11 protein-coding genes are annotated in these 12,856 nt (G+C 58.3%); 7 read left to right on the forward strand and 4 right to left on the reverse strand.

Translation table 11 applies throughout. The features are described 5' to 3' along the window. Positions 1–90 precede the first annotated feature (90 nt). The 3 genes from FJ695_RS21650 to FJ695_RS21660 form a co-directional block, all read right to left on the reverse strand. Positions 91–2,766 carry an SH3 domain-containing protein gene (locus FJ695_RS21650; RefSeq protein ID WP_141187376.1) on the reverse strand — a complete coding sequence of 892 codons (2,676 nt, stop codon included), beginning with the start codon at positions 2,764–2,766 and terminating at the stop codon, positions 91–93. Between the two features lie 317 nt (positions 2,767–3,083). Beyond that, positions 3,084–4,208 carry a Gfo/Idh/MocA family protein gene (locus FJ695_RS21655; protein WP_141187377.1) on the reverse strand — a complete coding sequence of 375 codons (1,125 nt, stop codon included), beginning with the start codon at positions 4,206–4,208 and terminating at the stop codon, positions 3,084–3,086. Between the two features lie 38 nt (positions 4,209–4,246). Beyond that, positions 4,247–4,957 (reverse strand): GntR family transcriptional regulator, encoded by a 711-nt coding sequence (locus tag FJ695_RS21660; RefSeq protein ID WP_141187378.1) that lies wholly within the window; start codon positions 4,955–4,957, stop codon positions 4,247–4,249. Positions 4,958–5,088: 131 nt separating this feature from the next. Here FJ695_RS21660 and FJ695_RS21665 point away from each other — a divergent pair, with 131 nt between their 5' ends. Genes FJ695_RS21665 through dctP form a run of 6 tightly spaced genes read left to right on the forward strand, consistent with a single transcriptional unit; the run spans position 5,089 to position 10,670 of the window. Further along, positions 5,089–6,243 carry an LLM class flavin-dependent oxidoreductase gene (locus FJ695_RS21665; RefSeq protein WP_141187379.1) on the forward strand — a complete coding sequence of 385 codons (1,155 nt, stop codon included), beginning with the start codon at positions 5,089–5,091 and terminating at the stop codon, positions 6,241–6,243. After that, entirely contained in the window at positions 6,243–7,133 is an 891-nt protein-coding gene (locus FJ695_RS21670) for an aldo/keto reductase family oxidoreductase (RefSeq protein WP_141187380.1), read from the forward strand. Before FJ695_RS21665 ends, FJ695_RS21670 begins: the two co-directional genes overlap by 1 nt. Beyond that, a complete protein-coding gene (locus FJ695_RS21675) occupies positions 7,133–7,648 on the forward strand; it encodes a flavin reductase family protein (protein WP_141187381.1) in 516 nt (171 codons plus the stop codon). The genes FJ695_RS21670 and FJ695_RS21675 overlap by 1 nt, the downstream gene beginning before the upstream one ends. A gap of 58 nt (positions 7,649–7,706) precedes the next feature. Further along, entirely contained in the window at positions 7,707–8,297 is a 591-nt protein-coding gene (locus tag FJ695_RS21680) for a TRAP transporter small permease (RefSeq protein WP_141187382.1), read from the forward strand. Beyond that, the gene (locus tag FJ695_RS21685; protein ID WP_141187383.1) at positions 8,297–9,586 is read left to right on the forward strand and encodes a TRAP transporter large permease; all 1,290 of its coding nucleotides are present in this window, start codon (positions 8,297–8,299) and stop codon (positions 9,584–9,586) included. Before FJ695_RS21680 ends, FJ695_RS21685 begins: the two co-directional genes overlap by 1 nt. Positions 9,587–9,611: 25 nt before the next feature. After that, entirely contained in the window at positions 9,612–10,670 is a 1,059-nt protein-coding gene (dctP, locus tag FJ695_RS21690; protein ID WP_141185299.1) for a TRAP transporter substrate-binding protein DctP, read from the forward strand. A gap of 362 nt (positions 10,671–11,032) precedes the next feature. Here dctP and FJ695_RS21695 read toward each other — a convergent pair whose 3' ends face one another. After that, a complete protein-coding gene (locus tag FJ695_RS21695) occupies positions 11,033–11,527 on the reverse strand; it encodes a tetratricopeptide repeat protein (protein WP_209010767.1) in 495 nt (164 codons plus the stop codon). Between FJ695_RS21695 and FJ695_RS21700 the strand changes: the two genes are divergently transcribed. Further along, a complete protein-coding gene (locus FJ695_RS21700) occupies positions 11,519–12,853 on the forward strand; it encodes a cytochrome-c peroxidase (RefSeq protein WP_209010768.1) in 1,335 nt (444 codons plus the stop codon). The two genes, FJ695_RS21695 and FJ695_RS21700, sit on opposite strands and share 9 nt — an antisense overlap. The last annotated feature ends 3 nt before the right edge of the window (positions 12,854–12,856 follow it).

Below are 12,856 nucleotides of genomic sequence, written 5' to 3' on the forward strand. Positions count from 1 at the left end.
CCTCAAAAGGTTGCCAAAAGGTCCCGGATCATGTCCGGGACGGCACCAATGATGGGCGCTCCACCTTCCGTAACAAGAGTACGCAGCCTCTTACCGCCGGCGGCCACCGCCGCGGCCGCCACCGCCACGTGCGGCACGGCCACCGCCTCCGCGCTGCGGACGCGCTTGCTGCGGCCGGGAGCGCTGGACATTGCGCTGACGATTGACTTGCCGATTGCCGGTATTGCGGGCCCTTTGATCCCGGTTGAGATGCGCGGGTGCTTGCGGCCGTTGTGCGGGCCGTGTTGCTGGCCGGTTCGCGGGACGTTGCGCAGGCCGGGTCGCAGGCCGATTGGCCGGGCGGTTGACATTGGGCCGTTGTCCCGCGTTCGGCCGGTTTGCAGGCCGATTGACATTGGGGCGCTGACCGGCATTCGGGCGGTTCGCGGGCCGTTGGCCAGCATTTGGTCTTTGTCCCGCATTCGGTCGGTTTTGGATCCGGTCCCGCGCAGGACGGTTGGCAATCGCCGCCCCGGCGCCGCCAATCGCGGCCCCTGCCCCGATATCCCGCATACGGTCCTGAAGGGCATCGCGCGAAGGCGCATCCACGCCGTTCCAGCGTCCACCTTCAAACCGCTGCCAGTTCTGGCCGTCGCGGCGATAGACACCGCCGTCCCGGCCAGCAAACACGTCCCCGCGCCGCCCGAGTGTCGCCGCACGGCCTGGACCGCCTTGCTGCTGCCAGCGATTGGCAACATTCGTGCGCACCTGTCCCGTCCGCGCCCATTGCGGGCCGCCAACAACGCCGCCGCCTGTCCAGGAGCCATAGATGCCGCGGGCACCGCCAACCACGACCCGATTGCCGGTGCGTGGATTGTAGGCGGAGATAAATCCGGCACTGCCCCTTGGTCCGCTGATAGCGCCGCCCCGGATATATCCACCAGTGCGCGGGTTGTAGATCCCGCCTCCTGCGATACCGCGGCGCGGACCATAGGCATATCCATAGCGGCCATAAACGCCGCGGATCGGATTGTAAAACGCTCCAATTCCGTAAGTGACGGGCCTTGGGAAGTAGATCGGCCGGAAACCGGGCCGGTACCACGGCCGGTAGTACCAGCCGGTGCCGTAGACAAAGACACCCCAGGCCAGGAACCCGGTCAGATACCCCATGGTGTAGCCGTACCAGACCGCATTCGGTTCGGTTTCATAAACCCGGACATAGGTGACATTGTAGACCGGCGACGACGGCGGGATTGTGTAGATCTCTTCCGGAACGGCCTTTGCCACCTCAAACGGACCTTCCGGGCTATCGCCGACAAACCAGACCCCATCCTGCAGCACATAGTATTTCGCACCGACCTGGATCACTTGGTCGTTGGTGTTGACCGCATAGGACATTGATGTGCCCTCGATCTTTGAAAACTCCGGATCGCCCGCATAAGCGACATCGGCCTTGATCGAGCCCAGTTCTACCCGGGCGGTGGTTGGAATGCTTGCCTTAAGCCGCGCCTGGGAGGCTTCGGATGTGCCGGGAATGGAAGAGCGAACGGAGTAGTAGGGAGCGTCTTCCGGAATGTTCAGGAAATCCGATGGCATGTCGGGGGTGGTGAACTCCCAAGGCCCATCGAGCGAAGCTGATTTGAACCAGCGTCCGGACATCAGGATGTACCAGGTCGATGTGGTTTTTAAGAAAAAGACGTCGTGATCCGTATTTGACGCCCATTCCAGATCACCACCCGTGACCGGTTCCAATTTCGGTTCACCATCAAAAACAATCATCTCGGCAGGTTTGTCGGAGTAGATGACTTTTGGGGCCTTATTTTCAGGAAAGGCCTCAGCCGGGATCGCTTCTCGCGTTTCTTTCCAGTTGTCATCTTCCGGAAGTTTGCCGATGAGGTCCGGCAACTCGGTCACAACCTCCCAAGTTCCTGCAATATCCTTTGATGTCAGCCAGGACTTTTCATCGCGCAGATAAAATGCGCCGCTCTCGTCAACTTTCAAAATGTCCCAGTTGGTGTTGACGACAAAACTGAGGCCTTGATCGCCTTTGACTGGAGCTAGTATAGGCTCGCCTTCGGTTTGCACCAGGATGGCAGGTTCATAAGAAATGAAGATTGGCGGCGCTTCCGAGCTCAAGCCCTTTACATCATCCATGCGCTGGTATTCGGCGAGACCGGCCGTGATCCGATCCTCTTTCACGGTCACCGTGCCGGTTGGCATAATCTTGCCCACCTGGATCGAGAGGTCCGACATGGCCGTGCGGTCAAGCGCCGAGAAATCAAGCCGAGTCACCTTGATCTGACTGACATCCACCTCCCCTTTGGCAGGATCGTTGGTTGTCTCGCCGCTGATACCGATCACGCCGAAGACCGGCGCTGCATCCTTATCCTTGACGTATTCCGCTGCAACCAGGGCATTCAAGGTCTTGAAGTCGGTCCATTCCGTGAATTGCGGTTGATACAGGATCAGGGTCGCTCCGGCATCAGTTTCAAAAGCGCGTGGCCAACCGGTCTTGTCTTCAGCTTCCGTCAATTGCAGGTAGTTGCCACTGACAAAGCCGTTCTGGCCGTTGTAAGTGACTGAACACCAGGACCCGGTATCATTGCAGTCCAAAAGCTCAACTGGCGTTCCATTGGGAACGGTGCCCAAAGAGCCAAACCCGGTGCCCGGTCCAGACCGAAAATTCACGTTGGCGGTTGTCACAGCCGGAGCTGCCCAAGCACCATTCACAAACACGGTCTGCAGTACCAGAGCAGACGACAACACAACAGAGACCAGCTTGCGCACGAGAAAACCTCCAAGAAAAATCGGATGGCCCAGCTTCTTCCGGCGGGTTTTTTTTCAATATGGAATGACGTTAGGGGATTTTTTCGGCGAGGTCAGCCACCGGAATTGAAATTCTTCATTACAAATCAAAACGGCACGCTCCGAAGACCGTGCCGTTTACAAAGTGACAAATATGTCTGGTGTGTTCCCGAGTGCAGGAAAACAGCAATCCCGGATCAGGTATTATCGATATCTGAGAGCCCGGTGAATGCAATCAGCACTCAGTCCCGGCTCGCCCTGCGCGCGACCCGGAAGCTCTCTTTTCCTCGATGCCAGACTCAGCAAGCGACCGACGACACCGCCTTGCCGGTTAATGCGACAGCCTGTCCGGTACGCGCAGATTGCTGAGCGGCCAGACCCATTTCAACGGCCCGGCGGCCGTCTTCCAGGGAGACGTCAACTTTAGCCTTTTCGCCGCGCACCACAGCAACAAAGCCTTCATGCTGATAGAAGGTCGAACCATTGTGATCCCCGGCATCCAGAATTGTCGGGTCAACCGGAATATCCAGCTGGCGCGGCCCTTTCGGATGGCGCGGCGAGACAACCAGTTGCGGCACCGGGGGCTCACCAAGGTCTTCTGGCCAGAACCGGCCTGGACCCGGTACATAAGCTTCGATCTTGCCGTCCGGCCCAACGGCCGAGACCTCTTCCTGATAGCGGGAGCCTTCGGCGAACATGCAAAGTTCCAGCATGGCGCGGGCGCCGTTCTCGAAATCGACGATTACATACCCATTGTCGAGAATATCCGGTGTCTGGCCGTCGTAGCTCTCGTCCATATGATTGGCGTCCTGACCGGCCGACGCCATGACGCGGACTGGCTCGCTCTTCATGATCAGGCGCATTAGATCGAAGAAATGGCAGCATTTTTCGACAAAAGTGCCGCCGGAATACCGGTTGAACCGGTTCCACGCCCCGACCTTGTCGAGAAACGGAAAGCGGTGCTCGCGGATTGTCAGCATCTTGATACCGCCGGTGGCCTGTTCGGCCTGCTCGATCAGGGCGGCGATCGGCGGCATATAGCGGTATTCCATCGCAACCCAGACCGGCGCCGGATAAGACGCCTTGAACGCGTCCAGTGCGGCAATGTCCTTTGGATCGGTGAAAAGCGGTTTTTCAACGAGCAGCGGCAGAGGGCGTTTGCGGCGGATTTCTTCCATCTGCGGCACATGGCAGTGGTTGGGACTGACGATCAGAATGCAGTCCAGCTCTTCCACATCCAAAAGCGCATCGACGGAATCGACCAGCTTGGCTGAAGAAGCGAATTTCAACGCTTCCTGCGCCATGCCCACGTCAGGTTCAAAAATGGCCACAACGTCCGTGTCCGGCAGCAACGCGATGTTGCGCAAATGCTCTTGGCCCATCATGCCACAGCCGATGACGCCGTATCTTACCTTCGCAGGCATCTGGTACTCCTATTCGCAGCGGATCGTTTCATGTCCGCCTATTTCAGTCGCTGAACGTAATGCGCCCTGTCGGTATCGAACCAAGTGCGCGAGTATTCGACCGGCTCGGGCTTATCCGCCCAACTGAACCGTTCGATGTAACCTATGAGAGTCCCGGGGGCCTTGGAGAATTCCGCCGGCGCCCACTCCGGCACGGCTTTGATCGTCACCCTGTCTTCGGCGCGGACGATCCAAAAGCCAAGGTGCTTTTGGTAATAACGGTAAAGCGAATCTGAAAGCTGGTCGCGCCGGATGGCGCCGCTATCCCCATCCAACCAGATTTCCTCGACCGCAATGATGGTATCGTTGAGATATCGCAACCGTCGAATGCGTGTACCTTCTGTACTGGTGCCAAACTCCGGCAGCTCCACCGGCTTGGCTCCCCGCTCGATGTCCAGAACATCGGCTCTCGGCAGCCCGCCCCCGGACAAAAGCTCCAGGCGGAACATAGCGTAGACACTTTCAGTCGTGCCGCCTTGGCGTATGTAGTTTCCCGAACCCTGAATGCGTTCCAGCAAGCCCTTCTCCGTGAGATCGGCCAGCGCCTTCCGCAAGGTGCCGATGGAAATTCCCAGCTCTTCCGCCATGTCCCGTTCCGGCGGCAAACGTTCTCCATCCAGAAGCCGGCCAGCTGCAATATCCCTAATCAAAAGCTCACTAATTTGCACATAAAGCGGCAAAGAATTTGAGGTCTGCGGGGCGGTCGTCATGACTGTGCGGCGATCTGTCTGCGAAGAATTGATACACCATTGATTTACATCAAGGCGAATGATAAGCAAGGAAAAACTGAAGGCAAAATGAAAGCCTTCGAAAACAAAAAGTTCCTCTTAGGAGATCCTGAATGACTGTGGTTCCCGTAACCTCGCCGGACCTCGATGCTGCAGAAGTGTCCTGGTTTGCAGCGCTGTGCTCGGATGACTATCAATTCCTCGGTGTTCCGGAGGGCCAGTTGCGCTCGTCCTGGGACCACTGCTCTTCCATCGTGAAAACCGCCGAGGCCCAAGGGTTCCGCAACATCCTGTGCCCTTCATCCTATCAAGTTGGACAAGACACCTTGAGTTTTGTGGCCGGCTGCGCGCCGATCACGGATAAAATCAACCTGCTGGCAGCGGTGCGCTGCGGTGAGATGCAGCCGATCATGCTGGCGCGCACCATCGCAACGCTCGACCACATGCTGAAAGGCCGCCTGACGGTCAACATCATCTCGTCCAACTTTCCGGGTGAAGAGGCCGACAGCAAGTACCGCTATCAGCGCTCGCGTGAAGTGGTCGAAGTTTTGAAACAGGCCTGGTCCCGCGGCGAAATCGATTACGAAGGTGAGATTTACAATTTCAAAGGCCTGACCACCGATCCGGTCCGTCCTTATCAAACCGGCGGCCCGTTGCTGTATTTCGGCGGTTATTCCCCGGATGCCCTCGACCTGTGCGGGGAACATTGCGACGTCTATCTGATGTGGCCGGAAAAGATCGAGGAGCTGGAAGGCCGGATGAAGGCCGTCCATGCGGTCGCGGACACCTACGGCCGTACGCTCGACTATGGCCTCCGCGTCCATATGATCGTGCGGGACACCGAAAAAGAAGCCCAGGAATACGCCGACTACATCGTTTCCAAATTGGACGACGATCAGGGAACTGCGATCCGGGAACGGGCGCTGGACGCCAAGTCGCTCGGTGTCAGCCATCAGTCGAAGAACCGCGAGATTGCCGATGAGTTCGGCTACATCGAACCGAACCTTTGGACCGGTGTCGGCCGGGCCCGCTCCGGCTGCGGCGCTGCTCTTGTTGGTTCCACCGATCAAGTCATGAGCAAGATCGAAGCCTATCAGAAGATGGGCATCCGGGCCTTCATCTTCTCCGGCTATCCGCATGAAGAAGAAGCCATTCATTTTGGCGAACGGGTTCTGCCCAACCTGAAGACCTGTTCGCTTCCAGAAGCCTATGGCCGTGTTCCGGCCGAAACACCAGCAACCCCGCTCGGCAAGGGAGTCCGCCGCTAATGGATCGCGTCAACCTATCTGACACGCTTGATTTTTCCCGTCTCATCTACGGCATGTGGCGGCTTGGCGACGACACAGACACCTCCCCGGCTCATGTGGAGCGCAAGATCCAGACTTGCCTCGATCAAGGCATCACCACCTTCGATCAGGCGGATATCTACGGCGGTTATGCGGCTGAAGCTGTGCTGGGCGGTGCGCTGAAGGCCAATCCGTCCTTGCGCGCCAAAATGGAAATCGTCACCAAATGCGGCATCATCGCACCGGCCGGACGCTACGCGGGTGCCAAGGCAAAACATTACGACACATCCCGGGCCCATATCGAAAAGTCGGTCGAGATCTCCTTGTCCGAAATGGGCATCGACACCATCGACCTTCTTTTGATCCACCGCCCGGATCCTTTCATGGACCATCACGAGACTGGCGCGGTTCTGGACGGTCTGGTGTCATCCGGCAAAGTCAAAAATGTTGGCGTCTCCAACTTCCGCCCGTGGGACTGGGAGCTGTTGCAGTCCGCGATGAAAAACCAGCTCGTCACCAACCAGATCGAAATCTCCTTGAAGGAGATCACGCCGTTCACCAACGGTGATCTTGCCTTCCATCAGCGGCTTGGAACAAAGCTGATGGCTTGGTCTCCGCTCGGCGGCGGATCGTTAATTTCGGAAGGCGGTAACCTCGGGTCCGTCCTAGACGATATCGCCGGATCCTTCGGTGTCGACCGCTCTGCAGTGGCTGTTGCGTTTCTTTTGGCGCATCCGGCACAACTCATGCCGGTCCTTGGCACCAACAATCTCGACCGGATCGGGAAGATCTCGGACGCGCTCAAGGTCACTCTTGATCGCGAAACCTGGTACCGTCTTTACGAGGCGGCCCTTGGAAACGAGGTTCCCTAATGACCATGCACACTGCCGATCACACTGTGACCTTTGCGCCCCATTCGGAAAACACCCGGCTGCTGCGGGATGCTTTTGGACGGTTCGCCACTGGGGTCACGGTTGTGACCACCAATTCCGATGACGGCCCGGTTGGCATTACGGCCAACAGCTTTTCATCTGTCTCCATGAACCCGCCGCTGGTTCTGTGGATGCCGGATAAAGGCTCGCGCCGCTTCCGCTATTTCGAGACGGCTGAACATTATGCCATCCACGTTTTGAGCCATGAGCAGGCGGAAATTTGTAATGGCTTTGCCAGAAACGCACATGCGTTCGATCAACTCACCTACCGGCTTTGCGATGAGGGGGTTCCCCTGATCGAGAATTGCCTGGCACGGTTCGAGTGCAAACGGTTTGCGGCCTATGAGGGGGGCGATCATTTGATCGTTTTGGGCCAGGTCACACAGGCAGAAATGCGATCCGGCGATGCCTTGACGTTTTTTTCCGGAAAACTCGGACAATTCGTTCCAAAGTAGGAGCGCAAGACGGGGCGGCACCCGCCCTGTCATCATTGGGAATACCAGGGAGGAACCCATGGGGGCATTGCTTGCGGTCTTACGTCTGCTTTCCTTTTTCAATTCGCATTTGTTGCGGGTTGGTCGTGGTGTTGGGGTTGTTGCGGTTGCTTTGATGGTGGTTGCGATCCTGATCCAGGTTGTGTTCCGCTATGGGTTCAACAATGCGCTGCCCTGGCCCGATGAGGCGGCGCGGTTCTGCATGTTGTGGATGACCGGCCTGATGGCGCCGACGGCGCTGCGGCGGGGCGGATTTGTCGCCATCGATACCCTGGTGATCATGCTGCCCAGGCAGCTGGCAAGCGCCTTGTCCCTGGTGCTGTTGTTTGTCTCGCTTGCCGTTCTCGTTGTTGCCGTTCAGATCGGCTATGCGGAAGTCACCGGTTTTGGCGGCAAATTTGCCACCGCCTCGCTCTATGTGCCCAGCAATTTGAGCTTGAGTGAGTGGATGCGGGTGCCGCGCAGCTGGATGATGCTGTCGCTGCTGGTTGGCGTGGTGCTGCTTATCCTGGTGAATGTGGAACTGATCCTGCGTTCCCTGATCGGCTTGTTCGGCGGTGAAGATCAGCTGCCCCGCATTCCCGATGCAGATATGGCGGGGGCAGACTGATGCTGATCTGGTTCCTGCCTGTCTTTCTTGTGTTCCTGATGATCGGCCTGCCGGTGTTCTTCGGCCTTCTGGCCGCTCCGGGGCTGTTGTTGTGGCTGAACGGTCAGGAGCGCGACATCACGCTTTTGTACCGCAATGTCTATAACGGCATGGATAGCTTCCCGCTGATGGCGATCCCGTTCTTCATGCTGGCCGGAGAATTGATGAACAAGGGCGGCATTACGATGCGCCTGGTGGAGTTCTCTCAGGCCTTGATGGGGCATCTGCGCGGCGGCCTTGCCCATGTCAACATCCTGTCGTCGATGCTGTTTGCCGGTCTCTCCGGTTCGGCGGTCGCCGACACGTCTGCGCTCGGCTCCATGCTGATCCCGGCGATGGAAAAACAGGGGTACACCCGCCGCTTTGCCGCCGCCATCACCGCGGCCTCCTCCGTCATTGGCCCGATCATTCCGCCGTCCGGCATCATGATCATCTATGCCTATGTCATGGGCGAGAGTGTTGCCGCGCTGTTCCTGGCCGGCATTGTGCCCGGCGTCATGGTCGGTGTTGGCCTGATGCTGATGGTCAAGGTCATGGCCGACAAATACGACTTTCCGGTTGCCTCCAGAAAGTCGACCTGGCGCGAGCGCGGCCAGGCGTCCCTAAAAGCCTTCTTTCCGCTGATGACCCCGGTGATCATTCTGGGCGGCATTCTGGCCGGCGTCTTCACGCCGACAGAAGCCGCGGCCGTCGCCGTGGCCTATGCGCTGGTGATTGGTCTGTTTGTGCTTCGAACCTTGAAGCCTCATGAGATCCCGGGTGTCTTGAACCGGGCCGGCATCACCTCGGCCGTGGTTCTGCTTTTGGTTGGCGCGGCGATGGCCTTCAAGACCGTGGTCAGCTTGAGCCATGCGCCGGAGATCATGGCGGACTTTGTGCTCAGCCTGACCGACAACCCGCTGATCTTGTTGTTCTTAATCAACCTGCTTTTGTTTGTGGTCGGTATGTTTTTGGACGCCGGACCGGCGATCATCATCCTGGGGCCGATCCTGGGGCCGATCTTCACCTCAATGGGGGTCGATTCCATCCACTTTGCCATCATCATGAGCGTCAACCTGACCATCGGTCTGGCGACGCCGCCGATGGGGCTGGTTCTGTTTGTTGCGGCCTCTGTCTCCAAAGAGCGGGTGGAGACGATTGCCAAGGCCATTCTGCCGTTTCTGGCGGTGGAGATCGCGGTGATCTTTTTGATCACCTACATTCCGGCACTGTCCATGACGATCCCGCGTCTGACCGGATTTGCCAACTGATCTGAGCTCAAAAGGGAGGAACCTCATGCTCAAATCTGCCCTGAAATCCCTAACGGTCGCGGCGATGCTCGCCGGCTCCGCCTTGAGTGCGGCGGCTGCCGACTACACGCTGCGCGCCACCGCCAACTCCAATGAAAACGATGAAGACTACGACGGTCTTGTGGTGTTCAAGAACTTCGTGGAAGCAGCCTCCAACGGCGCCATCGAAGTGGAGCTCTACATCGGCACGCAGCTGTGCTCGAACGGTGCGGAGTGCCTGCAAGGGGTCGCGGGCGGCGCGATCGACATCTACATCTCCACCTCCGGCGGGGCGTCCGGCATCTTCCCGTATGTCCAGGTGCTCGACCTGCCCTACATGATGAGCGATGACCGCATTGCCGAGCATGTTCTGAGCGGGGACTTCACCCGCACCATGCGCACCATGGCGCTGGAAGATTCAGACAACACCATCCGCTTGATGACCATCGGCAACACCGGTGGCTGGCGCAACTTTGCCAACACCAAACGCCGCGTGGCCGCCCCGGCCGACATGGAAGGCCTCAAGATCCGCACGGTTGTCGCCGACCTGCCGCAGGAGCTGGTGAAAGCCCTGGGTGCGTCGCCCACCCCGATCCCGTGGCCGGAGCTGTTCACCTCCTTCCAGACCGGCGTTGTGGAGGGCTCCAAGAACGGCATCACCGACATCATGGGCATGAAGTTCCCGGATGCCGGCCTGCAGTATGTCACCCTCGACGGTCATGCCTACATGGGCGCGCTGTGGTGGATGAGCAACGAAAAGTTCCTGTCCTTGCCGGAAGACATGCGCCGGGTGGTGGTTGACGGCTTTTATGCCCTGCAGCAGGCAACCTTCGCCTCACCGAAGCGCAAGTCGATCAAGGCCTATGAAGACTTTGTCGCCGGAGGCGGCGATCTTTATGTGCCGACCCCGGCCGAAAAAGCGGCCTTCAAGGAAGCGGCAACCCCGGTCTATGCCTGGTTTAAGGAAAACGTCGGCCGCGGCGGCGAAATCTTCGGCGCCCTCGAAGAGGCCGTCAAAGCCGCAGAAACCGACATCAATGCAGCCAGAAATGCTGACCTGAACTAGAAAGACAAAGAGCCCGGCAGGTTGCCGGGCTCCCTAGGCCGTGTGGACGAATTGGAGACGCATTTCGTGAGGCAAAGGGCAAAAAATGGCGTGGAAAGACCTGCAGAGCGTATCGATGATACGGTCAAGGGGCCGTCCGCGTCAGATTGCTGGCCTTTGCCTCACCCGAAGGGACGGTCCTGCAGCGCCCAATCCTCTGCGAAAATCCGCCTTGATGATGTACCAGCATCACCTGCGCCAGATTTTCTTGCTCTTGAACGCAGCAGATCTCGGCGAAATACATCTCCAATTCGTCCACACGGCCTAACCACTTTTTTGATTTGGAGAAGGCCCGATCACAACGGCCCTCCCCTAATCAAAAATCAACGGAACGGGTACATCCAGACCTTGTAATCGGCGACAAGAACATGCGCTTTTTCAATCTCTTCCTTGGTCATCTTCTTAACGACTTCCTCCAGGGAAATCGCAGCGTCCGGATCACCGCCAATGGCCGACAGCGTGTACCACATATATGCCCGGACCAGATCGGGCGCCGGCATGCCGCGACCAATCTCGTAATACCAGCCGATGCCGGACTGCGCACCCGGATGCCCCTTCAGGGAACTTCTCAAGTACCACTCAAACGCCCGTTGGTCGTCGCGCTCAACTCCAAGGCCCATGGCGTACATGACGCCGATCAGCTCCTCGGCGTCCGCATTGCCGGACCGGGCGGCCGGCCACAGTTCCTTCATCGCCTCTTCAAATTTCCCGGCTTCCATCAGGTCGCGCGCAGCTTCGATTTCAGCTTGAGCCGGAAGACACAACGGGCTCACGGCAAGCGAAAGAGCGACAATCGCGGCTTTGGCGGTTTGCTTCATAAGGTCTGGTCCATCCCTCTGGTGTGCCTTGCGGTTTCGCCAGCACTTTCTGCAAGTTTACCTGCTCCGCTGACCCAAGACGATTTTCTGGTTTTTGACCACAAACAAGCGGCGCTCGGTCAGCTGTTATTTTACGACAAGATCCTGTCCGGGAACAGGAATATTGCGTGTGCGACCTGCCATCATCCAAAGTTTGGCACAGGCGACGGCCTGTCCCTCGGCATTGGGGAAGGCGGGGTTGGTTTGGGGCCCAAAAGAACAGCCGGAGACGGCGCCAGCCGGATTAAGAAACGGATTCCGAGAAACGCGCCAGCGCTTTGGAATTTGGGCGCAAAAGATCTTCATACCCTGTTTCATGATGGCCGGCTTTCCATCGCCGAGACTTACGAAAACGGTTTTAATTCACCTGCGGAAGAATGGTTGCCGACCGGCTTCAATTCTCTGCTTGCCGCGCAGGCGGTATTCCCGCTGGTGGCCCAATTCGAGATGTCCGGCAATCCGAAAGAAAACGAAATTGCCGGGGCGGTCCATGACCGGATTGATGCGGCCTGGCCGATCCTTGCCAAACGGGTTCGGATAATTCCTGAATACGGTCAAATGTTTATCGACGCTTTCGCGCATATTGAATCCGCTGAAGAGGTGACAATCGTCGAGATCGCCAACGCACTCGCGGCGTTCCAGGCAATTGAATGGCAGAGTTTTGACAGCCCCTTCGATCACTATCTTTCGGGGAATAAAGCCGCCCTCACCTCACCGCAAAAACGAGGTCTGGATCTCTTTTATGGCAAGGCCGGATGCGCTGCCTGCCATTCCGGCCCGCTGATGAGTGACCAGAAATTTCATGCCCTCGGCCTCCCGCCCTTCGGCCCCGGACGGACGCGGCGTTTTGATCCGATGGTTCGCGATGTCGGACGCATGGGAGAAAGTGATGCACTGGACGATGCCTACCGTTTTCGTACGCCAATGCTGCGCAATGTCGAGCTGACCGCCCCTTATGGTCACAACGGCGCCTATCCGACGCTGGACGGCATTATCCGCCATCACCTTGACCCCGATGGCATGCTGGCTAACTGGCAACCGGACGTGGCGGCGCTTCCAGATGCGCCCTGGCTCGCGCCGATTGATTTTGTCGTCTGGCGTGATAAACGGGAAATGGCCCGCCAGGCCCGGTTCCGCGATGTCGACCCGATGTCTCTGACCGATCCCGAAATTTCTGATCTCGTGGCCTTCCTCAGGGCCCTCACCGGCACAGCCTCTGTGACAACACCGCCCTTTGGCGTTCCAGATAAGGTTCCCAGCGGCCTGCCGGTCGACACTCCACAATAAGGA

Source organism: Labrenzia sp. PHM005, from assembly GCF_006517275.1.
In the GTDB taxonomy this organism is placed as follows: domain Bacteria; phylum Pseudomonadota; class Alphaproteobacteria; order Rhizobiales; family Stappiaceae; genus Roseibium.

Bases quoted from the DNA above. Each gene is read 5' to 3' on its own strand.
- FJ695_RS21695 (WP_209010767.1), bottom strand. From the start codon at position 11,527: ATGAAGCAAACCGCCAAAGCCGCGATTGTCGCTCTTTCGCTTGCCGTG.
- dctP (WP_141185299.1), top strand. From the start codon at position 9,612: ATGCTCAAATCTGCCCTGAAATCCCTAACGGTCGCGGCGATGCTCGCC.
- FJ695_RS21665 (WP_141187379.1), top strand. From the start codon at position 5,089: ATGACTGTGGTTCCCGTAACCTCGCCGGACCTCGATGCTGCAGAAGTG.
- FJ695_RS21670 (WP_141187380.1), top strand. From the start codon at position 6,243: ATGGATCGCGTCAACCTATCTGACACGCTTGATTTTTCCCGTCTCATC.
- FJ695_RS21655 (WP_141187377.1), bottom strand. From the start codon at position 4,208: ATGCCTGCGAAGGTAAGATACGGCGTCATCGGCTGTGGCATGATGGGC.
- FJ695_RS21685 (WP_141187383.1), top strand. From the start codon at position 8,297: ATGCTGATCTGGTTCCTGCCTGTCTTTCTTGTGTTCCTGATGATCGGC.
- FJ695_RS21675 (WP_141187381.1), top strand. From the start codon at position 7,133: ATGACCATGCACACTGCCGATCACACTGTGACCTTTGCGCCCCATTCG.
- FJ695_RS21680 (WP_141187382.1), top strand. From the start codon at position 7,707: ATGGGGGCATTGCTTGCGGTCTTACGTCTGCTTTCCTTTTTCAATTCG.
- FJ695_RS21660 (WP_141187378.1), bottom strand. From the start codon at position 4,957: ATGACGACCGCCCCGCAGACCTCAAATTCTTTGCCGCTTTATGTGCAA.